18 protein-coding genes and 1 tRNA gene are annotated in these 19,782 nt (G+C 65.7%); 9 read left to right on the top strand and 10 right to left on the bottom strand.

The window, feature by feature from the left end; translation table 11 throughout:
* Window positions 1-37: 37 nt before the first annotated feature.
* Window positions 38-418: a thioredoxin family protein gene (locus B7P44_RS17415; RefSeq protein ID WP_084906223.1), complete on the top strand. Its 381-nt coding sequence runs from the start codon at window positions 38-40 to the stop codon at window positions 416-418.
* A gap of 191 nt (window positions 419-609) precedes the next feature.
* A complete protein-coding gene (locus tag B7P44_RS17420) occupies window positions 610-3,267 on the top strand; it encodes a DNA topoisomerase III (protein ID WP_084906225.1) in 2,658 nt (885 codons plus the stop codon).
* 118 nt (window positions 3,268-3,385) lie between these two features.
* Here the strand turns inward: B7P44_RS17420 and B7P44_RS17425 are convergent, their stop codons facing one another.
* A complete protein-coding gene (locus tag B7P44_RS17425; RefSeq protein WP_084906227.1) occupies window positions 3,386-4,435 on the bottom strand; it encodes a LysR family transcriptional regulator in 1,050 nt (349 codons plus the stop codon).
* Between the two features lie 422 nt (window positions 4,436-4,857).
* On the opposite strand from B7P44_RS17425, the gene B7P44_RS17430 reads away from it, so the two are divergent.
* The gene (locus tag B7P44_RS17430) at window positions 4,858-5,871 is read left to right on the top strand and encodes a D-2-hydroxyacid dehydrogenase family protein (protein WP_084906229.1); all 1,014 of its coding nucleotides are present in this window, start codon (window positions 4,858-4,860) and stop codon (window positions 5,869-5,871) included.
* A gap of 41 nt (window positions 5,872-5,912) precedes the next feature.
* On the opposite strand, the gene B7P44_RS17435 is transcribed toward B7P44_RS17430, so the two are convergent.
* Window positions 5,913-6,779 carry a patatin-like phospholipase family protein gene (locus tag B7P44_RS17435; RefSeq protein ID WP_084906231.1) on the bottom strand — a complete coding sequence of 289 codons (867 nt, stop codon included), beginning with the start codon at window positions 6,777-6,779 and terminating at the stop codon, window positions 5,913-5,915.
* 10 nt (window positions 6,780-6,789) lie between these two features.
* Window positions 6,790-7,194: a PaaI family thioesterase gene (locus B7P44_RS17440; protein ID WP_084906233.1), complete on the bottom strand. Its 405-nt coding sequence runs from the start codon at window positions 7,192-7,194 to the stop codon at window positions 6,790-6,792.
* Window positions 7,195-7,386: 192 nt separating this feature from the next.
* Between B7P44_RS17440 and B7P44_RS17445 the strand changes: the two genes are divergently transcribed.
* A tRNA-Lys gene (locus B7P44_RS17445) sits at window positions 7,387-7,462 on the top strand.
* A 219-nt stretch (window positions 7,463-7,681) separates the two neighbouring features.
* Here the strand turns inward: B7P44_RS17445 and B7P44_RS17450 are convergent.
* From B7P44_RS17450 to B7P44_RS17460, 3 genes are read right to left on the bottom strand one after another with little or no spacing between them, the layout of a single operon-like run.
* Window positions 7,682-8,440 (bottom strand): amino acid ABC transporter ATP-binding protein, encoded by a 759-nt coding sequence (locus tag B7P44_RS17450; protein ID WP_084906235.1) that lies wholly within the window; start codon window positions 8,438-8,440, stop codon window positions 7,682-7,684.
* Window positions 8,437-9,117 (bottom strand): amino acid ABC transporter permease, encoded by a 681-nt coding sequence (locus B7P44_RS17455; protein WP_084906237.1) that lies wholly within the window; start codon window positions 9,115-9,117, stop codon window positions 8,437-8,439. The genes B7P44_RS17450 and B7P44_RS17455 overlap by 4 nt, the downstream gene beginning before the upstream one ends.
* 14 nt (window positions 9,118-9,131) lie before the next feature.
* Window positions 9,132-9,914, bottom strand: coding sequence for an amino acid ABC transporter substrate-binding protein (locus tag B7P44_RS17460; protein WP_084906239.1), 783 nt, complete (start codon window positions 9,912-9,914; stop codon window positions 9,132-9,134).
* 333 nt (window positions 9,915-10,247) lie between these two features.
* Here B7P44_RS17460 and B7P44_RS17465 point away from each other — a divergent pair, with 333 nt between their 5' ends.
* The gene (locus B7P44_RS17465) at window positions 10,248-10,526 is read left to right on the top strand and encodes a hypothetical protein (protein ID WP_084906241.1); all 279 of its coding nucleotides are present in this window, start codon (window positions 10,248-10,250) and stop codon (window positions 10,524-10,526) included.
* Between the two features lie 86 nt (window positions 10,527-10,612).
* On the opposite strand, the gene phnY is transcribed toward B7P44_RS17465, so the two are convergent.
* Window positions 10,613-12,067, bottom strand: a complete 1,455-nt coding sequence (gene phnY / locus B7P44_RS17470; RefSeq protein ID WP_084906775.1) for a phosphonoacetaldehyde dehydrogenase — start codon at window positions 12,065-12,067, stop codon at window positions 10,613-10,615.
* 29 nt (window positions 12,068-12,096) lie between these two features.
* Window positions 12,097-13,335, bottom strand: a complete 1,239-nt coding sequence (gene phnA / locus B7P44_RS17475; protein WP_084906243.1) for a phosphonoacetate hydrolase — start codon at window positions 13,333-13,335, stop codon at window positions 12,097-12,099.
* A gap of 249 nt (window positions 13,336-13,584) precedes the next feature.
* Between phnA and B7P44_RS17480 the strand changes: the two genes are divergently transcribed.
* From B7P44_RS17480 to B7P44_RS17495, 4 genes are all read left to right on the top strand, one after another.
* Window positions 13,585-14,973 (top strand): FAD-dependent oxidoreductase, encoded by a 1,389-nt coding sequence (locus B7P44_RS17480; protein ID WP_084906246.1) that lies wholly within the window; start codon window positions 13,585-13,587, stop codon window positions 14,971-14,973.
* Between the two features lie 243 nt (window positions 14,974-15,216).
* Complete coding sequence (locus tag B7P44_RS17485; RefSeq protein ID WP_084906248.1) at window positions 15,217-15,609, top strand: DUF1493 family protein; 393 nt, start codon at window positions 15,217-15,219, stop codon at window positions 15,607-15,609.
* Window positions 15,610-15,900: 291 nt separating this feature from the next.
* Window positions 15,901-16,266, top strand: a complete 366-nt coding sequence (locus B7P44_RS17490) for a Tse2 family ADP-ribosyltransferase toxin (protein ID WP_084906250.1) — start codon at window positions 15,901-15,903, stop codon at window positions 16,264-16,266.
* 9 nt (window positions 16,267-16,275) lie between these two features.
* On the top strand, window positions 16,276-16,503 hold the full coding sequence (locus B7P44_RS17495; protein WP_059611996.1) for a hypothetical protein: 228 nt from the start codon (window positions 16,276-16,278) through the stop codon (window positions 16,501-16,503).
* Between the two features lie 114 nt (window positions 16,504-16,617).
* On the opposite strand, the gene B7P44_RS17500 is transcribed toward B7P44_RS17495, so the two are convergent.
* The gene (locus B7P44_RS17500; protein ID WP_084906252.1) at window positions 16,618-17,343 is read right to left on the bottom strand and encodes a phosphonate utilization associated transcriptional regulator; all 726 of its coding nucleotides are present in this window, start codon (window positions 17,341-17,343) and stop codon (window positions 16,618-16,620) included.
* A gap of 164 nt (window positions 17,344-17,507) precedes the next feature.
* Window positions 17,508-19,673 carry a phosphocholine-specific phospholipase C gene (locus B7P44_RS17505; RefSeq protein WP_084906254.1) on the bottom strand — a complete coding sequence of 722 codons (2,166 nt, stop codon included), beginning with the start codon at window positions 19,671-19,673 and terminating at the stop codon, window positions 17,508-17,510.
* Window positions 19,674-19,782 lie beyond the last annotated feature (109 nt).

The raw sequence follows: 19,782 nt of genomic DNA on the forward strand, positions 1-19,782 counted from the left end.
CGGCTGCGCCGCCCGCCGACTTCAAGCAAGGAAACCCATGCCCGCGCTGAATCTCGACACCGACGCGGATCGGATCGCCGAGCGCCTCCGCCATCCCGACACGCTGCTCGTCGCCTGCCTGTGCGCCGATTGGTGCGGCACCTGCCGCGAATACCGCACGGCCTTCGACCAGCTCGCCGACGCGCATCCCGAGGCCTGCTTCGCGTGGATCGACATCGAAACGCATGCCGACCGGCTCGACGAGCTCGACGTCGAGAATTTCCCGACGATCCTGATCGAGGACGCCAACGCCGCGCGCTTTTTCGGCACGGTGCTGCCGCACGCAGCCATCGTCGAGCGGATGCTGTCCGACCTCTCCGCCGTGCCGGGCGCGCCGCATGCACCAAAATTGCGCAACATCCTGAACGTCGAGGCCTGAGCCGCGTGCCGGCGCTGCGGTATTTCGCGCGAAAGCGCGTCCTGCTGCGCCGCACGCTTGCCGCCGTCACGGCCCCCCACTATGATGAGCCGCTTTTTGCACGCCGAGCCTCCGTCACGGCGCCGTGTGCTATAAAGCCGTCGTAAAAGGGACCCACAACCGGCAAACCCGGTCTACCAACACACACAGTCATGTCCAAAGCTCTGATCATTGCGGAAAAGCCTTCTGTCGCGAACGACATCGCGCGCGCTTTGGGTGGCTTTACGAAGCATGACGAATACTTCGAGAGCGACGAGTACGTCCTGTCGTCCGCTGTCGGCCACCTGCTCGAAATCGCCGCCCCGGAAGAGTACGAAGTCAAGCGCGGCAAGTGGAGCTTCGCGCACCTGCCCGTCATCCCGCCGCATTTCGACCTGAACCCGATCGCCAAGAGCGAGTCGCGCCTGAAAGTGCTGACCAAGCTCATGAAGCGCAAGGACGTCGACCGCCTGATCAACGCATGCGACGCGGGGCGCGAAGGGGAACTGATCTTCCGCCTGATCGTGCAGCACGCGAAGGCGAAGCATCCGGTCCAGCGCCTGTGGCTGCAGTCGATGACCCCGCAGGCGATCCGCGACGGCTTCGCGCACCTGCGCAGCGATTCCGACATGCAGCCGCTCGCCGACGCGGCCCGCTGCCGCTCGGAAGCCGACTGGCTCGTCGGGATCAACGGCACCCGCGCGATGACCGCATTCAACAGCAAGGGCGGCGGCTTCTTCCTGACCACGGTCGGCCGCGTTCAGACGCCAACCTTGTCGATCGTCGTCGAACGCGAAGAGAAAATCCGCCGCTTCGTCCCGCGCGACTACTGGGAAGTGAAGGCGGCATTCGCGTGCGCGGGCGGCTTCTACGAAGGCAAGTGGTACGACCCGAAATTCAAGCGCGACGAATTCGATCCGGAAAAGCGCGACTCGCGGCTCTGGAGCCTGCCCGCTGCCGAAACGATCGTCGCGGCCTGCCGCGACAAGATCGGCACGGTCAGCGAGGAATCGAAGCCGTCGACGCAGTTGTCGCCGCTGTTGTTCGACCTGACGAGCCTGCAGCGCGAAGCGAACGGCCGCTTCGGCTTCTCCGCGAAGAACACGCTCGGGCTCGCGCAGGCGCTGTACGAGAAGCACAAGGTGCTGACCTACCCGCGTACCGACGCGCGCGCGCTGCCGGAAGACTACATCGACACGGTCAAGTCGACGCTCGCGATGCTCAAGGAGAGCCACAACTACCTGCCGCACGCGAAGCAGGTGCTCGACAAGGGCTGGGTGAAGCCGAACAAGCGGATCTTCGACAACTCGAAGATCAGCGACCACTTCGCGATCATCCCGACGCTGCAGGCGCCGAAATCGCTGTCCGAGCCGGAACAGAAGCTCTACGACCTGGTCGTGAAGCGCTTCCTCGCCGTGTTCTACCCCGCCGCGGAATACAAGGTCACGACCCGGATCACCGAGGTGGCCGGCCATCACTTCAAGACCGAGGGCAAGGTGCTCGTCGAGCCGGGCTGGCTGCAGGTGTACGGCCGCGACGCCGAAGGCGCGGACGCGAACCTCGTGCCGGTGCAGAAGGACGAGAAGGTGAAGACGGACGAGATCGCCGCGGTGGCGCTCGTGACGAAACCGCCCGCACGCTACTCGGAAGCGACGCTGCTCTCCGCGATGGAAGGCGCGGGCAAGCTGGTTGAAGACGACGAGCTGCGCGAGGCGATGGCCGCGAAGGGGCTCGGCACGCCGGCCACGCGCGCGGCGATCATCGAAGGGCTGCTCGGCGAGAAATACCTCGTGCGCGAAGGCCGCGAGCTGATCCCGACCGCGAAGGCGTTCCAGCTGATGACCCTGCTGCGCGGGCTCGGCGTGAAGGAACTGACCGCGCCGGAGCTCACCGGCGAGTGGGAATACAAGCTGTCGCAGATGGAACGCGGCAACCTCGGGCGCGACGCGTTCATGCAGGAAATCGCCCGCATGACGCAGCAGATCGTCAAGCGCGCGAAGGAATACGATTCCGACACGATCCCCGGCGATTACGCGACGCTCGAGACGCCGTGCCCGAACTGCGGCGGCCAGGTGAAGGAAAACTACCGGCGCTTCGCGTGCACGAAGTGCGAGTTCTCGATCTCGAAGATCCCGGGCAGCCGGCAGTTCGAGATCGCGGAAGTCGAGGAGCTGCTGCAGAAGAAGGAAATCGGCCCGCTGTCCGGTTTCCGCAGCAAGATGGGGCGGCCGTTCTCGGCGATCCTGAAGCTCTCGTTCGACGACGAGACGAAGAACTACAAGCTGGAGTTCGACTTCGGCCAGGACCAGGGCGGCGAGGAGGGCGAAGCGCCGGACTTCTCTGCGCAGGAGCCGGTCGGCGCATGCCCGAAGTGCAAGGGCCGCGTGTTCGAGCACGGGATGAGCTACGTGTGCGAGCACTCGGTCGCCAACCCGAAGACCTGCGACTTCCGCTCGGGCAAGGTGATCCTGCAGCAGGAAATCACCCGCGAGCAGATGGGTAAGCTGCTCGCCGACGGCCGCACCGACCTGCTGCCGAACTTCAAGTCGTCGCGCACCGGCCGCAACTTCAAGGCATATCTCGTGAAGCAGCCGGACGGCAAGATCGGCTTCGAGTTCGAGAAGAAGGAGCCGAAGGCGGCTGCCGCGAAGAAGACGGCGAAATCGGCGACGAAGGAAGCCGAAACCGTGACGGAAGGCGCCGACGAGAAACCGGCGCCGGCCCGCAAGACCGCCGCGAGCAAGACCGCTACGAGCAAGACCGCTACGAGCAAGGCCACCGCAAGCAAGACCGCCGCGCGCAAGACGACGACGCGCAAGACCGGCTCGTAAGGGCTTGCCGCCCGGCGCACCCGGCGCCGGGCCGGCCAACAAAAAACGCGGATCGATCGCTCGATCCGCGTTTTTTTATTGCCCGGGCGATTCAACGACCGCCCCGCCTGCTCCCGCGTTACAGCGGCGACGGCACGGCGACCCGCGACCGCGGCGAACGCGGCAGGCGCGACGAAACCTGCGAATCGACCGCATCCGGCCGTTCGGGGCGCACCTCGACGCCGATCGGCGCCGGCGCGACGCCCTGCGCCGCCCACTGCTCGCCCATCATCGCATCGGTCGAATGGCTGAAATGCTCGACGAGGTGGTCGATGAACGTGCGCACCTTCGCCGGCAGGTGGCGGCGGCTCGGGTACGCGATGTTGATCTCGACCTGCGGCAGCCGGAAATCCGACAGCAGCCGCACGAGCGCGCCGCGCGCGATGTCGCTGCCGATCAGGTAGCTCGGCAGGATCGCGACGCCCATCCCGAGCAGCGCGAACTGGCGCAGCATCGCGGTGTTGTTCGCGACGACCACGTTGGTCGGCCGCACCCGCACTTCGCCATCCGGCCCCGTGAACACCCGGTCGTCGCCCCAGTATTCGCTCGGCAGGCTCAGGCTCGGATGCTCGGCGAGATGTTCCGGATGCGTCGGCACGCCGTGCTTTTCCAGATAGCTCGGCGTCGCGCAGACGGTCATGCAGCCGGTGGTCAGCCGCCGCGTCACGATGCTGGCGCTGCGCATCTGGCGCGTCACGACGATGCCGACGTCGAAGCCTTCCTCGACCAGGTCGACCTGCCGGTCGACCAGCGTCAGATCCGGCACCACTTTCGGAAACTGCTCGGTATAGGTCTGCACCACCGGCGCGAGATTATGCAGGCCGAACACGACCGGCGCGACGATGCGCAGCGTGCCGACCGGCTCGTGGTTACGGGCGACGACCATCTGCTCGACGTCTTCGAGTTCGTCCAGAATCTGGCGCGCGCGCTCCAGATACACCTGGCCGGACTCCGTCAGCGAAAGGCTGCGCGTGGTGCGATTGAGCAGGCGCGTGCCGAGACGGCCTTCCAGATCGGCGACGTGACGGGTCGCGACCGCGTTGGAGATATCCATTGCACTTGCGGCCCGCGCGAAACTCCCGAGATCCGCAACCTTGACGAACACTCGCATCGACTGCAAATGATCCATAAACGACTCCTGCCGCTGTTACTGCTTCAAAAAGATGAAGCAAATGCGTAATTCTCCTACGACAGCGGAATTGATGCAGAGTTGCTCAACAAGCCCCTTGTAGCCGATAAAAACAGTCAAACATCCTCGCCGCAACCGGAAAATTGACCCAATTATTCTGATTGGAGCAACAATTGGGTGAACCTCGTCGTCCAGGCGACGGATTCAGGAAGGACGTATTTGATGCGGCACGGCATCGGCGGTGGGCCGGGGGGCGCAAGCACGGCGCCGGAGCAGGCTGACGCCAATTGCGGCGGGGCGTAACAACCTGTTAAAAAGACACCACGGGGCCGTTCGACATTGCATCATGTCGGCCCCGGCCGGGCGGGACGAGGCGCGAGCGCGCCGCCGCCCCTGCTTTCAACGCGCGACTCCCGCAAACCATGAAAATTGCCATCCTCGACGACTACCAGGACGCCGTCCGCAAGCTGAATTGCTTCCAGATGCTCGCCGACCACGACGTGAAGGTCTTCAACAACACGGTGCGCGGCCTGGGACAACTCGCGAGCCGTCTGGCGGAAGTCGAAGCGCTCGTGCTGATTCGCGAACGCACCCCGATTTCGTCGCAACTGCTCGCCAAGTTGCCGCATCTGCGCATGATCAGCCAGACCGGCCGCATCGGGACCCATATCGATCTCGAGGCCTGCACCGAACGCGGCATCGCGGTGCTCGAAGGCTCGGGCTCGCCGATCGCGCCCGCCGAGCTGACCTGGGCGCTGATCATGGCCGCCCAGCGCCGGATTCCGCAGTACGTCGCGAACCTGAAGCAGGGCGCGTGGCAGCAGTCCGGCCTGAAGACGTCGGCGCTGCCGCCGAACTTCGGCCTCGGCCAGGTGCTGCGCGGCCAGACGCTCGGCATCTGGGGCTACGGCAAGATCGGCCGGCTCGTCGCCGGCTACGGCAAGGCGTTCGGGATGAACGTGCTGGTCTGGGGCCGCGAGCATTCGCTCGAGGCCGCGCGCGCGGACGGCTATGCCGCGGCCGACAGCCGCGAGGCGCTGTTCGAGCAGAGCGACGTGCTGTCGCTGCACCTGCGCCTGCACGACGACACCCGCGGCATCGTCAAGCAGGACGACCTGATGCGCATGAAGCCGACCTCGCTGCTCGTCAACACGAGCCGCGCCGAGCTGCTCGAGGAAAACGCGCTCGTCAACGCGCTGTCGCACAACCGGCCGGGGATGGTCGCGATCGACGTGTTCGAGAGCGAGCCGATCCTGCAGGGCTACAGCCTGCTGCGGATGGAGAACGTGATCTGCACGCCGCACATCGGCTACGTCGAGCGCGAAAGCTACGAGCTGTATTTCAGCGCGGCGTTCCAGAACATCCTCGCGTTCGACCAGGGCGACATGTCGAACGTCGCCAACCCGGAAGCGCTGACGCCGATCCGCAAGCGCTGACCGGCCCCGGCCGCGCCCGCCGCTGAACCGCCTGCCAACCGTCAGGCGGCGGCGCGCCCGCCCGTCATCGCGTCGACACGCGCGAGGAAGTGCTCGCCGTCGCGCCGGCCGAGGTCGTACGCGTGCCGCATCTGCGACGGGCGCGTGTAGTCCCAGCTCGAAATCGGCACCTTGCTCGACGGCTGCACGTAGAGGCGCTGCTGTTCGCCGTGCGCGACCGTGAACATCTGCGGCCGCGGGTACAGCCGGGTGACGAGCACCAGCACGCGGCCCGGCGACGCATCGAGCGCGCCGACCGGCACGTTGTCGACCATCCCGCCATCGAGCACCGGCCGGCCATTGCGGCGCAGGACCGGCGTGAACGGCGGCGTGCACGACGACTGCAGGATCAGGTCGGCGAGATCCTCGACGCGCGCGCAGTCCTGCGCGCGCACGAATTCGGGCCGGAAACCGAGCGCGCGACCGAGCGTCGGATGCAGCGTCTTGCGCACGTATTTCTCGATGTTGTACGCGACGAGCCCCGCCGCGACCGCGCTGCGCGCGCCGAGCCAGCGCGGCACGTGCGACACGCCGATGCGGATCTCGGGTGCGTCGGCGAGCTTCGCGAACGGCTCGCCGTAGATGTCGAGCAACGCCTGCCGGTAGATCCGGTAGTGCGGAAACACCGCCTCGCGGCCGAACAGGTTGCCCCAGTACGCGTTCTTCCGGTTGTCGCGCAGCGCCTCCTCGTAATAGCGCATCACCCATGCCGCGTCGCGCGTATACAGCATGCACGCGGTCGCGGCGCCGGCAGAGATCCCCGCGATCACGCGCGGCCGCAGCGCGAGCGCCGGTTGCGCGACGTCCCAGAAACCCGCCTGCCACCAGCAGCGGTTGCCGCCGCCCGCGAACACGATCTGGTCGAACATCGCGCGCCGCTCAGCTGACGAGCGCGTAGGTCGACGTCGCATGGACGGCCATCTTGCCGTCCTCGTCGAACAGCTCGACCTCGCCGAACACCAGGTTGCGGCCCATGCGCAGCACGCGCGCGGTGATGAGCACGTCGCCCTTGCGCACCGGCCGCATGAAGTTCGTATTGAGCGAGACGGTCGTCATCGGCCGGAATTCGCCGAGCGCGGCAGAGATGGCCACCACCATCGCGGTGTCGGCGGCGGCCGTGAACACCTGGCCGCAGATCACGCCGCCGGAATGACGGAATTCGCCGGAAAAAGGCAAACGCAGCGTGATGCTGTCGTCGGCGATCGATACGGGGACCAGACCGAGCGAGCGGACCCACGGGGCCAGCAACCGGTCCAGCAATTCGCGGACTGCGTTTTCGTCCATCTTCGAATGCCCAGGAAATGTTGCGCGACCACCGCGCAACAGGTGTGGGCGTCATCATACCGGGAGCGCGCAAACTGCGATCACTCGTTGCGTCGCCAACCGTCCCGCCTGTCGATGACGAAATATTTTTGGGAAATTCGCAGAAAGGACTTGCAAGCCGAAAAAAACCCGTGCATAATTTCTCTTCTGTTGGGGGCGTTAGCTCAGTTGGTAGAGCAGCGGACTCTTAATCCGTAGGTCGAGTGTTCGAGTCACTCACGCCCCACCAAGCATTTTGAAGCCCGGTTAGCGAAAGCTGACCGGGCTTTTTGCTTTGGCCGGGTCGTTTCCGGTCAATTGCGTCAACACAATTCTGGAAGGGCTATCCGGCGAAGATATCCCCGTGAAATACCGCCTGGGAATCGCGGATGCCTTGATTGATGACCCGCCCGATTGCATCGGGTCACGTCAATCCTGCAGAACGGCCCCGGTAACCCGGCCGCGCCGCTCAGGCCACCGCCACCGCCTGCGTAAGCGTCGAGATGAACCGCGCGGTACGCGCATCACGCGGCCGCGCAAACAAATCGCGCGACGCCCCGCTTTCCACCACCCGCCCGTCCGCAAGAAACACCGCGTCGTGCGCAATCGACGCGGCGAGCCGCAGGTCATGCGTCGCCATCAGCATCGTCGTGCCTTCGCGCGCGAGCTGCCGCAGCACCTCGACCACTTCGACGGACAGCTCGGGATCGAGCGCCGACGTCGGCTCGTCGCACAGCAGCACCTGCGGCGACGGCGCAAGCGCACGCGCGATCGCGACGCGCTGCTGCTGACCGCCCGACAGCGTCGACGGCCACGCGTCGGCCTTGTCCGCGATGCCGACTTTCGCGAGCAGCGCGAGCGCCCGCTCGCGCGCGCGTTCGCGGCTCCACTTCTGCACCGTGACGAGCCCCTCCATCACGTTCTGCACGACCGTCAGATGCGGAAACAGCTGGAAGTTCTGGAACACCATGCCGGTCTGCCGACGCACCGCGAACACCGCGTCGCGCGACGGCCGGCGGCCGGCCGAGAATTCGACGCGCGCGCCGCCGACGGTGAGCACGCCGGATTCCGGCGTCTCCAGCAAGTTCACGCAGCGCAGCAGCGTGCTCTTGCCGCTGCCGGACGGGCCGATCAGCGCGGTGACGCTGCCTGGCTTCAGCGCGAGCTCGACCTGCGCGAGCACCCGCTGCGCGCCGAACGACTTGTCGATGCGTTCGAGCCGGATCATCGCAGCTCCGCGTGGAACCGCGCATGGCGGCCGAAATGCAATTCGAGGCGCTGCTGCAGCGTCGACAACACCGAGCTGAACAGCAGATAGATCAACGCGGCCTCGGTATACAGGATCAGCGGCTCGTAGGTCACCGCCGCGATGCGCTGCGCGGCCTGGAAGATCTCGGGCACGGTCAGCACCGCCGCGAGCGACGTGTCCTTGACGAGCGAGATGAACGAATTCGACAGCGCGGGCAGCGCGACCCGCGCCGCCTGCGGCAGGATCGCGCGGCGCAGCGCCTGCGCGCGCGTCATCGCCATCGAGTAGGCGGCTTCCCACTGCCCTTTCGGGATCGATTCGATCACGCCGCGAATCACCTCGGCGTTGTATGCGCCGACGTTCAGCGAGAAGCCGATCACGGCCGCCGTCAGCGGATCGAGCACGATGCCGACGTTCGGCAGCCCGTAGAAGATCACGAACAGTTGCACGAGCAGCGGCGAGCCGCGAAACAGCCAGATGTAGAAGCGCACGGCCGCCTGCGCCCAGCTCGGCCCGAACAGGCGCGCGAGCGCGGCGGCGAACGCGAGCAGCAGGCCGATCGCGAACGACGCAAGCGTCAGCGGCACCGTGAACACGAGCCCCGCGTACAGCAGGGGCCACAGCGATTGCCCCATCAGGTGCAGCCACGCCGGCATGGTTCAGCCCCGCGTCACTGTTGCGACACGTCGTGGCCGAAGTACTTCTGCGAGATCTTCGCGTAAGTGCCGTCCGCCTTGAGGTCGGCGAGCGCCTTGTCGATCGCCGCGCGAAGCTCGGGGCTGCCCTTGCGGATCAGCACGCCCGACTGGTCGCCCGCGCCGGACGTGTCCGTCGCCGCGATCTTCAGCTTCGCGTCGGGCTTGTGCTTGCGGAAGTCGAGATACGACAGCGAATCGTTGACCGTCGCGTCGACGCGCCCCGACGTCAGCAGGTCGATCGCCTCATTGAAGCCCTGCACCGCGACGACGTCCGCGCCGTGCGCGGCGGCGAGCTTGCCGAAGTTGCTCGTCAGCGTGTTCGCCGACTTCCGGCCTTTCAGGTCGTCAAACGAGCGGATCGCCGCGTTGTCCGAGCGCACGATCAGCACGGCGCGCGACGTGATGTACGGCGCCGAGAAGTCGTACTTCGCCTTGCGCGCGTCGGTGATCGCCACTTCGTTGACGACCGCGTCGTAACGATTCACGTCGAGGCCCGCGATCAGCCCATCCCACTTGCCTTCGACGAACTGCGGCTTCACGCCGAGTCGCTGCGCGATCGCGGTCGCGAGGTCGACGTCGAAGCCCGTCAGCCGGCCCGTCTCGTCGTGATACGTGAACGGCGCGTACGTGCCTTCGGTGCCGACCCGGAACACCCCGGACGACTTGATGTGCGAAAGGTCGTCTGCGGCGAAAGCGTTCGCAGCCGCAACAACCGGCAGCAACGCGACAAGCAGCATGGAGCGGATGAGTTTCATGGCACGGACCCCGAATGATTGGACAACGTGATCGATCTCGCCGGCACGGCCTGCCGCGCGAGCGGTCCGCGAATTCTACCGATGGCCCGATGGCCGGCAAAAACGCAAATCGGCTAACGATATGAGCGTGTCGAATAACGCGCGGGCCGCGTCACGACGGCTTGCGCCGGCCTCTCCGCCATAACGTCAGATGAAAGCGCGCACGACGACGCGTTACGGGTGGTTACAGAAGCGACAACGCGGTATCACCCGCGCGACGGCGGCTACGTACCATTGAAACAAGATCAAGTTGATGGTTCGCAGGCCGATCGGCCGCGAACGGAGCGAAGGAAGATGAAGCGAATCCTGTTGTCCGGCGTCATTGGCATCGCGGCGGCCTGCCTGTCGGCAAGCGCATTCGCGCATGCCGACATCGGTGTGTACTTCGGCGTGCCGGGCCCGGTGATCGAAGCGCCGCCTCCGGTGGTCTACGCACCGCCGCCTGCCGTCTATTACGAACCAGCGCCCGCCTACTACGGCCCGTACTATGGCGAATACCGCTACCGCCACTGGCACGACAACGGCTGGCATCGCGGCTGGCGCCATCACCATCACGGCGATGACGACGATTGACCGCCGCCCGCGGGCCGTGACGGCCGCGCACCGCCGGGGGACATCGCACCGCGCGCCGACGATGAGGCGTGCGCGCGGTGCCGCGTTTACCACGGCAGCGAATACGTCTTCGTATTCGTGAAGCTCTTCATCGCTTCCTGCACGCCTTCCTTGTAGCCGAGCCCCGAATCCTTCACGCCGCCGAACGGCGTCAGCTCGAGCCGATACCCGGGCACCTCGCGCACGTTCACGCTGCCGACTTCCAGCTCGGTGATGAAGCGCGTGATGTAGTCGAAGCGGTTCGTGCAGATCGACGACGACAGCGCATAGTCGGTGCTGTTCGACATCCGGATCGCGTCGTCGATATCGCGAAAGCGCATGATCGGCGACACCGGCCCGAACGTCTCGTGCTTCACGAGCGGCATGTCGGGCGTCACGCGATCGACGACCGTCGGCGCGTACAGCGCGCCGTCGCGCACGTTGCCGGCCAAGAGCCGCGCGCCGCGCGCGAGCGCGTCGTTCACCTGCTGCTCGCAGAACCGCGCGGCCGCCTCGTCGATCACCGTGCCCATGTCGATCGACGGATCGGCCGGATTGCCGTACGGCCACGCGCGCGTCTTCTCGACCACCAGCTCGGTGAAGCGGTCGGCGACCGCCTCGTGCACGAGCATCCGCTTGATCGCGGTGCAGCGCTGCCCGGAGTTCTTGTACGAACCCGACACCGCGAGCGTGCTCGCCTCGTCGAGGTCGGCGTCTTCCATCACGATGATCGGATCGTTGCCGCCGAGCTCGAGCACCGCGCGCCGATAGCCCATCCGCGCGGCGATCGACTTGCCGATCGACACGCCGCCCGTGAACGTGATCAGGTCGATCGCCGGATTCGTGATCAGCTCGTCGGCGATCTCCTTCGGATCGCCGGTGATCACCTGCAGCATCTGCGGCGGCAGGCCCGCTTCGTAGAGGATGTCCGCGAACAGGCAGCACGACAGCGGCACCTTCTCCGACGGCTTCACGACGATCCGGTTGTTGGTGGCGACCGCCGGCACGATCTTGTGCGCGACCTGGTTCATCGGATGGTTGAACGGCGTGATCGCCGAGATCACGCCGAGCAGCGGCTCGCGCTGCGTGTACACGCGGCGCTTCTTGCCGTGCGGCGTCAGATCGCACGAGAAGATCTGCCCGTCGTCCTTCAGCACTTCGCCCGCGCCGAACGTCAGCACGTCCGCGACGCGGCCCGCTTCGTACGTCGAGTCCTTGATGCACAGCCCGGCTTCCGCGGTGATCAGCCGCGCGATCTCGGCGGTGCGCGCGCGCACGAGGTCGGCCGCGCGGCGCAGGATCGCCGCACGGTCGTGGCGCGTGAGCTGCGGCCGGTACGCGTGGGCGACCGCGAACGCGCGCCGCACGTCGTCGAGCGTCGCTTTCGGCACGGTGCCGACCCGCGCGCCGTCGTACGGATTGCGCACGTCGATCGTCGCGTCGCGGCGAATCCGTTCGCCGTCGATCCGCAACGCTTCGTGACGGATCTCGCCGATGTCCGTCGATGCTGCCGTGGCGTTCATGTATGAGTCCTCGTCCGGATGCGCGCGCGTCACTGCAGGTGATTGAGTGCGATGTCGACGATGTCGAAATTGCGCAGCCGCGTGCGGCCCGCCACGTCGGCGTCGACCGGCCGGCTGAAGACGAGCGGCACGATCTGCTCGGAAAGCCCGCCGTGCGAGCGCAGCGGCACGTCGAGGCCCGACAGGTCGTGCTTGCTGCGACGCGTGCCGAGCACGACGTCCTGTCGCGAGACCACGATCAGGTCGCCCAGCCGGGCCGGCGGCAGCTCGAAGCGCGCACAGCCTTCGGCGCCCGTCAGCGCGAGCTCGATCCCGTCGACGGCGGCAAGCCGCGCGCGCAGCGCATCGACATCGGCCGACGCCGGCACGTAGACGGTCGCGAACGAACCGAGCGCGCCGTGATGCACGACGTACGGATCGGTGATCGGCAGGATCACGCGCGCGGCGTCCTCGCCGAGCCAGTCGTCGAACAGCTCCTGCAGGTAGATCACGTTCGGCTCGCCGGTCGCGGCGTCGTGCTTCGCGTTCATCCCGTGGTCGGCGGTGATCGCGACGATCGCGCCGAGTTCGTCGAGCCGCTTCAGGTAGCCGTCCATCATCGCGTAGAACGCGTTCGCGCCGGGCGTGCCGGGCGCGCACTTGTGCTGCACGTAGTCGGTGGTCGACAGGTACATCAGGTCGATCGGGCGCGTCTCGAGCAGCCGCACGCCCGCGGCGAACACGAATTCCGACAGGTCCGCGCTGTACACGCTCGGCACCGGCTTGCCGACCAGTTCGAGCACGTCGTCGATGCCGTTTTCCGCGATGGTCGCCTCGTCCGCCTTCTCCGACGAGAAGCAGATGCCGTTCAGCCCGTTGCCGAGCAGGCGGCGCAGCTTGTCCTTGGCAGTCACCACCGCGACGCGCGCGCCCCGGTCGGCGAACGCCGCGAGCACGGTCGGCGCGTCCAGGTACTTCGGATCGTTCATCAGCACTTCGGCGCCGCTGTCACGATCGTAGAAGTAGTTGCCGCTGATCCCGTGCACCGACGGCGGCACGCCCGTCACGATCGACAGATTGTTCGGGTTCGTGAAGCTCGGCACCACGCACTCGCCCTTGAGCGCCGTCCCGGGCTTCAGCAGCGTGCGCAGGAACGGCGCGACGCCGGCCTCGGCCGCCTGTTCCAGATATTCGTACGCGCAACCGTCGACGCATACCACCACCACCGGCCGGCTCATCCAGTTGTAGCGGCGGCCGTTCACTTCCACTGAAACAGGCGTTTGAGTCATGACAGTCCTTTCGATTCGGAGGGATCGCGGCGCCGGCGTCCGTGCCGGGCTGCGCTTCGATGCTTGACATTAAAATCGATGGTTTGTAGATTGTCAACAACATGCAGAGAACAGAATGCAAAGCGCCGGACGGCCTGAGCAACGACTTCGGCATGTTTTATCGGGAGGTCAAAAAGCGCGGCTACCTTCCGTATCCGGCCGTGCGCGACACAGCCGCCTTTCCATTCTTGCGATACGACTGATCGACTGATGCGTCCCTTCTGGATCGAACAAGCGCTGTTCCACGACGGCGATCTCGCCCCTGCGCTCCAAGGCGCGACGCAGGCCGACGTCTGCATCGTCGGCGGCGGCTTCACCGGCCTGTGGACCGCGATTCAGGCGAAGCAGCACAACCCCGCGCTCGACGTCGTGATCCTCGAAAGCGACCTGTGCGGCGCGGGCGCGAGCGGCCGCAACGGCGGCTGCCTGCTCACGTGGTCAGCGAAATTCCTGACGCTGCGGCGCCTGTTCGGCGAAGCCGAGGCGATCCGGCTCGTGAAGGCATCCGAAGCAGCCGTGCAGCACATCGCCAATTTCTGTCGCGATCACGGCATCGATGCGGAACTGCGCGTCGACGGCACGCTGTACACCGCGACGTCGCCCGCCCAGGTCGGCACGCTCGCGCCGGTGCTCGACGCGCTCGCCGCGTGCGGCATCCACAGCTACGCGCCGCTTCCGCCGGCGGAAGTCGCACGCCGCTCGGGCTCGGCGCGCAACCTCGACGGCGTGTACTCGCCGATCGCCGCGACCGTGCATCCGGGCAAGCTCGTGCGCGGGCTGCGCCGCGTCGCGCTCGCGATGGGCATCCGCATCCACGAGCGCACGCCGATGCTCGACTTCACGCCGGGGCCGCCGGCCGTCGTGCGCACGCCGGCCGGCAGCGTCACCGCGGGCAAGCTCGTGTTCGCGATCAACGCGTGGATGGCGAGCCGCTTCCCGCAGTTCGCGCGCACGATCGCGGTCGTGTCGAGCGACATGGTCATCACCGAGAAGTGTCCGGAATTGCTCGCGAGGACGGGGCTCGCCGACGGCGTGTCGGTGCTCGATTCGCGGATCTTCGTGTACTACTACCGCAGCACGCCGGACGGGCGGCTGATGCTCGGCAAGGGCGGCAACACGTTCGCGTGGCGCGGCCGCATCGCGCCGGTGTTCGACCAGCGCTCGCCCTACGAGGCGCAGCTCACGCAGAGCCTGCGCGAATTCTTCCCGTCGCTCGCCGGCGTGCCGATCACCGCAAGCTGGAACGGCCCGTCGGACCGCTCGGTGACGGGCTTCCCGTTCTTCGGCCGCCTCGACGGCGCGCCGCACGTGTTCTATGGCTTCGGCTATTCGGGCAACGGCGTGGGGCCGACCTACATGGGCGGGCAGATCCTGTCGTCGCTGGTGCTCGGCCTCGACAACGCGTGGACGCGCAGCCCGCTCACGCGCGGCCCGCTCGGCCAGTTCCCGCCGGAGCCGTTGCGCTACGTCGGCTCGCATGTCGTGCGCAACGCGATTCGCCGCAAGGAGCGTGCGGAGGATGCGAACAGGCGGCCGTGGATTGTCGATACTTGGCTTTCCGGGTTTGCGAGCGCGGCGGGGAAAGCGGACAAGGCTTGATGTGCGGGTCATGAAGGCGCGCTGAGCACCGCACCGAGCGTGGTCGGGGCCACTGTCGTGAGGCTCGCACCGGCCCGTGATTGGCCTGGCGATGCCGGTGGCATGTGGTGCTGCGATCTTTGTGCAAAAAAACCGATCGGCCAAGACCCATGCAGGATTGATGGCGGCCGCCCGCTAAACTACTGCGGGCGGCGGGTTGATTGCGGAAGTGTTGGCCGCCAAGCCTGAGGACAGAGTGTTTTAATGGAAAATTACACGCGGGACGATCTGGTTGCGTTTATCCGGCAGGAGGCCTGCATGCCTCCCAAGAAGCCCATTACCGACGACATGAATGTTGTGCATTCTTTGGGCCAACACGGAGATGACGCCAATGATTTTATGGAAAAGTTCTTCGAAACCTTCACAGTGAAGCGGGGCGACTACGATTTTTGCCGCTACTTTTTCATGGAAGGAGAGGGATTCATCTCGCATCTTTTCAAAAAACACATACTGAGAAAACCTCACTCACTAAAAAGAGAGACAATGACAGTCGGAATGCTCCACAAGGCGGCCCTCAACCGAAAATGGGATTGCGAGGCTCTGTCGGAGACCGGCTGGGTTATGGACGATTTTTTCGACAAACAAACCGGCAAATAGAAGCGGGATACCACGTCAGCCAGATCAAGCACCTGCAATCCCGAACAGCTCGGCGCCCTTTCATCATCGATGCGCCCTGTCACATGCTGATTCTCTCCCGCGCACCTTGCTGATCGCCGACAAACCACGCTCGTACATTCGACGCATCCGTACGGGGCCGGGCGCAATTGATCGGTGCCGCTCCGGCTTGCACCAACAGCGCAATAAAATTTAATTTTATTAATGAGATTGATTTTCTCAAAAAAATTCCTTGTTAGCATTCACTCCCAATATATTTAATATGGGACCCATATGCTTCCCTCCGAATGTTTTCTATTAAGCGAGGATCTTTATCGCCTCGGCAACTCGACAAGCCCCAGATTGACTCATATCCGGCCCAGAGATATAACTGTCGTTCAGATCAACGGCGTCAATGTCGTGCAGTCAAACGGCAAGGGGATCAGTCTCTTCACCGCCGATGGCATCATGCATCGCCCTGTTGGCGGATGGGTGTGGCGATTCAAAAAAGGGGCTCATGTTCCTGGCGATTTGAGGATCATTCCAGATGGCAAGGATCACTATGTTATTGCCCCTGCAAGGAGCATGCCTCTTGACAAATACAAGGGACTTCTTGAAGAAATGGCCATGTCCGCCACGCGGGAATTCAACAAAAAATAGGAGTTCTATATGGAAATCATGAAACTCGAACTAACAGCCAGTCAGGTCAAAATCCTCCTCGAGGCGCTTGCCGAAACAGACAAGCAATGGACCGATATCTGTAACACATCCGACGATGAGGACGTCGTGGCCGATTACGGCAACGACCTCGTTCTGCTACGCATCGTCAGAGACGAAATCACCCCAAAGGCGGTCGCCGCATTCGGCCCCGACATCGTCAATTTCGACCGGGGCTGAACCCATCCGGCGCGGCAGGAAAAACGGACCGCGCTAAAACACAAAGGGCACCGATCCATCGGATCGGCGCCCTTTCGTCATCGATATGCCAGCCGCGCGTCCCGCGCCCGTTGTTCACGTGCCCGCCTTCCCCCGCGCCGCCTTTCCCGTCGCCGGCAATCCCTGCTCGTGCGTGCGGCGCATCCGCGCGAGGCCGTGCGCGAGATGCTCGCGCACGAGCGCGACCGCCTTCTCCTCGTCGCCGCTGCCGAGCGTCTGCACGATCTTCTCGTGCTCGGACGCCGACACCGTCAGCGCATCCTCCTCGGACTCGATCGCCGCCTGCCGCAGCAGGCCGAGTTGCCGCACGAGCCGGCGATAGGTGTCGGTCAGGTGCGTGTTGCCGACGCCGACGACCATCGCGTCGTGGAACTGCACGTTGAGCTCGGTATAGCGCGTGACGTCGTGTGCCTTCGCCGCCGCCTTCATCGACTGGATGATGCCTTTCAGCACCTTGAGCGTCTCGGGCGAGATGCGCTTCGCGAGCGCGCGCGCGACCGACTCGTCGAGCATCGCGCGCACTTCGTAGATCTCCTCGGCTTCGCGCAACGGCACGACGCGCACCGTCACGCCGCGATTCTTCTCGTTGCGCAGCAGGCCCGCCTGCTCGAGCGCGCGGAACGCTTCGCGCACGGGGCCGCGCGACACGTTCAGCTTCGTCGCGATGTCGACTTCGTTGAGCTTCTCGCCGGGCGCGTATTCGCCGGACACGATCGCGCGCTCGAGCATGTCCTGCACGATCATCGCGAGCGACTGGCTCTGCAGGAGTTCGATGGCGTTGAGCGCGTTCGGGGAAGTCATGGTCGGGCAGGCAGCGGGGATGCGGTGAGAAACGGGAGCGCCTTGTCGGCGAATGCTCCGTTATATACCCGCGGCCCGACACATTGTCAACAGTTTTCAGTCTCCAAACGCCAACCCCGACGGGCCGCGATGCCCTCCGGCATCGCGGCCTGCACCGGTGCGCGTCAGCGCTTCACCGGCCCCGGGTCGCTCTGGCTTGGCCGGCCCGTCTCGACGTGCCCGGCGAAGCGGCGCACGACCTTGTCGCTCGCGCCGCCCGTCGTGGTCGCGACGATGCTCAGGTCGTACCAGCCGTGGCTCGAGCTCAGCTCCCAGTGATCCTCGACACGCTCGCCCGGCTCCAGCACATAGGTGCGCGCATGCGCATGGCTGTACGCGTTGTCGACGACCACGCGGCACGTCGCGCAGCCGCTGTTGCGCAGCTGCAGGTACACGTGGCGGTTGCGCACGTCGTAGCCGAGCTTCGCTTCCGGGTTCGCGTGATGGCCGTCCATCGCGCGCGCCGTGTTGCCCTGGAACTCGCACAGATAGCCGTTCGGGCCGTACACCGCGAGGTGATAGTCGCCCTGCGCGACCGACGTGCTCCAGCTGTCGGCGAGCTTGTCGCCCGCGGACACCGCATAGCGGCGCGGCTGGCTCGACGGATTGCGGCGGTCGTACACGTAGAACGCCGCGCCCGCGTCGCCGGTGTTCGCGAAATCCAGCCACACGTTGCCGTCGTGGCTGTTCACGTGGCTGTGCACGAAGACCTCGTAAGGCAGCGCGCGCGCCGGCCGCGTGCCGGCTTCCTGCGCGGGCATCGCCTGCTGCGCGGGCACTTGGTACGCCTGGCCCGCCGTCGTGAGGTGCTGCGGCACCGTGAAGCTCACCGTCGACGCGTCCGGCTTGCCGGAGAAGTCGAACGCCGACGTCAGGTCGCCACAGACCGAGCGGCGCCACGCGCTGATGTTCGGCTCCTTGACGCCGAAGCGCGCCTCGAGGAAACGCAGCACGGACGTGTGATCGAAGGTCTCCGAGCACACCCAGCCGCCCTTCGTCCACGGCGAGATGATGATCAGCGGCACGCGTGGCCCGAGGCCGATCGGCTGGATGCCGCCCGGGTCCGCGCCCGGCACGAGCGGGCTCATCTCGCCCGGATACTTGTTCAGGTCGAGCAGCTCGTCGCCGAGATTGCCCAGCAGGTTCGCCGACACGACGCCCTGCCCGTTCACGCCGCTCGTGACGGGCGGCACCGGCGGCACGATGTGGTCGAACAGCCCGTCGTTCTCGTCGTAGTTGAGGATGAACACCGTCTTCGCCCACACGTCCGGATTCGACGTCAGCGCCTCGAGCACCATGTTGATGTAGAACGCGCCGTCGGTCGGCGACGCCTGAGGATGCTCGCTGTACTTGTACGGCGCGACGATCCACGACACCTGTGGCAGGCGATTCGCCTGCACGTCGGCCTTCAGCTCCGCGAGCGTGTGGTTCGACGCGCCCTTGTCGACGAGCGGGCCGCTCGCGCCTTCCTTCACCTGAAAACGCTTGAAGAACATCAGCGAGTTGTCGGTGTAGTTGTCGGTCGGGTCGCCCGGGATGCCGGTGCCGCCCTGGTACACCTTCCAGCTGACGTTCGCGTTCTCGAGCCGCTCCGCATAGGTCGTCCACGTATAGCCGTTGACGTTGTTGCGCTCGCCGATGCCGGGGCCGTTCGGCTTCGTGCCGTACACGTTGCGCGAATCGATCGTGCCGGTCCACAGGTAGATGCGGTTCGGCGCGGTGTCGGCGTGCGCCGAGCAGAAGTACGCATCGCAGATCGTGAACGCGTCGGCGAGCGCGTAGTGATAGGTCAGGTCCTGGCGCTTCAGGTAGCCCATCGTCAGCACGTCCTGCTTCTGGTTCACCCACTGGTCCCACTGGCCGTTGTTCCACGCGAGGTGGCCGCTGCTCCAGCCGTGGTTGGTGCCCGGCTGGAATTCGGTCGTCTGCTTCGGATCGAGGTAGAACGGCAGCACGTACGGCGCGGCCGGGTCGAGCCCGCGCGCATGGTAGTTCTTCGTGTGCACGGCGGCCGGCGGCTGCAGCCAGACCGGCGCGCCGTTCGGCAGCAGGTGCGGGCGCGGGTCGTTGAAGCCGCGCACGCCGCGCAGCCCGCCGAAGTAGTGGTCGAACGAGCGGTTTTCCTGCATGAAGATCACGACGTGCTCGACGTCCTGGATCGAGCGGGTGCGCGAGGCGGCCGGCATCGCGAGCGCCTTGCGGATCGCGGGCGGAAAGCCCGCGTAGGCGGCCATCGCCCCGGCTGACTGGGCGGCAAGGCGCAGGAAATCGCGTCGGTTGGTCGAGGACATGAAAAGGATCCTGTGGGTCGGTAGGGATGGAGCCGGCGCGAGCGGGGCCGACGGTTCGGTGCGTGACGATGCCGTTATTAGTCCGTAAGCGCGTGTCCCGGCCGTGACC

This window comes from Burkholderia ubonensis subsp. mesacidophila, from assembly GCF_002097715.1.
GTDB classification, from domain to species: domain Bacteria; phylum Pseudomonadota; class Gammaproteobacteria; order Burkholderiales; family Burkholderiaceae; genus Burkholderia; species Burkholderia mesacidophila.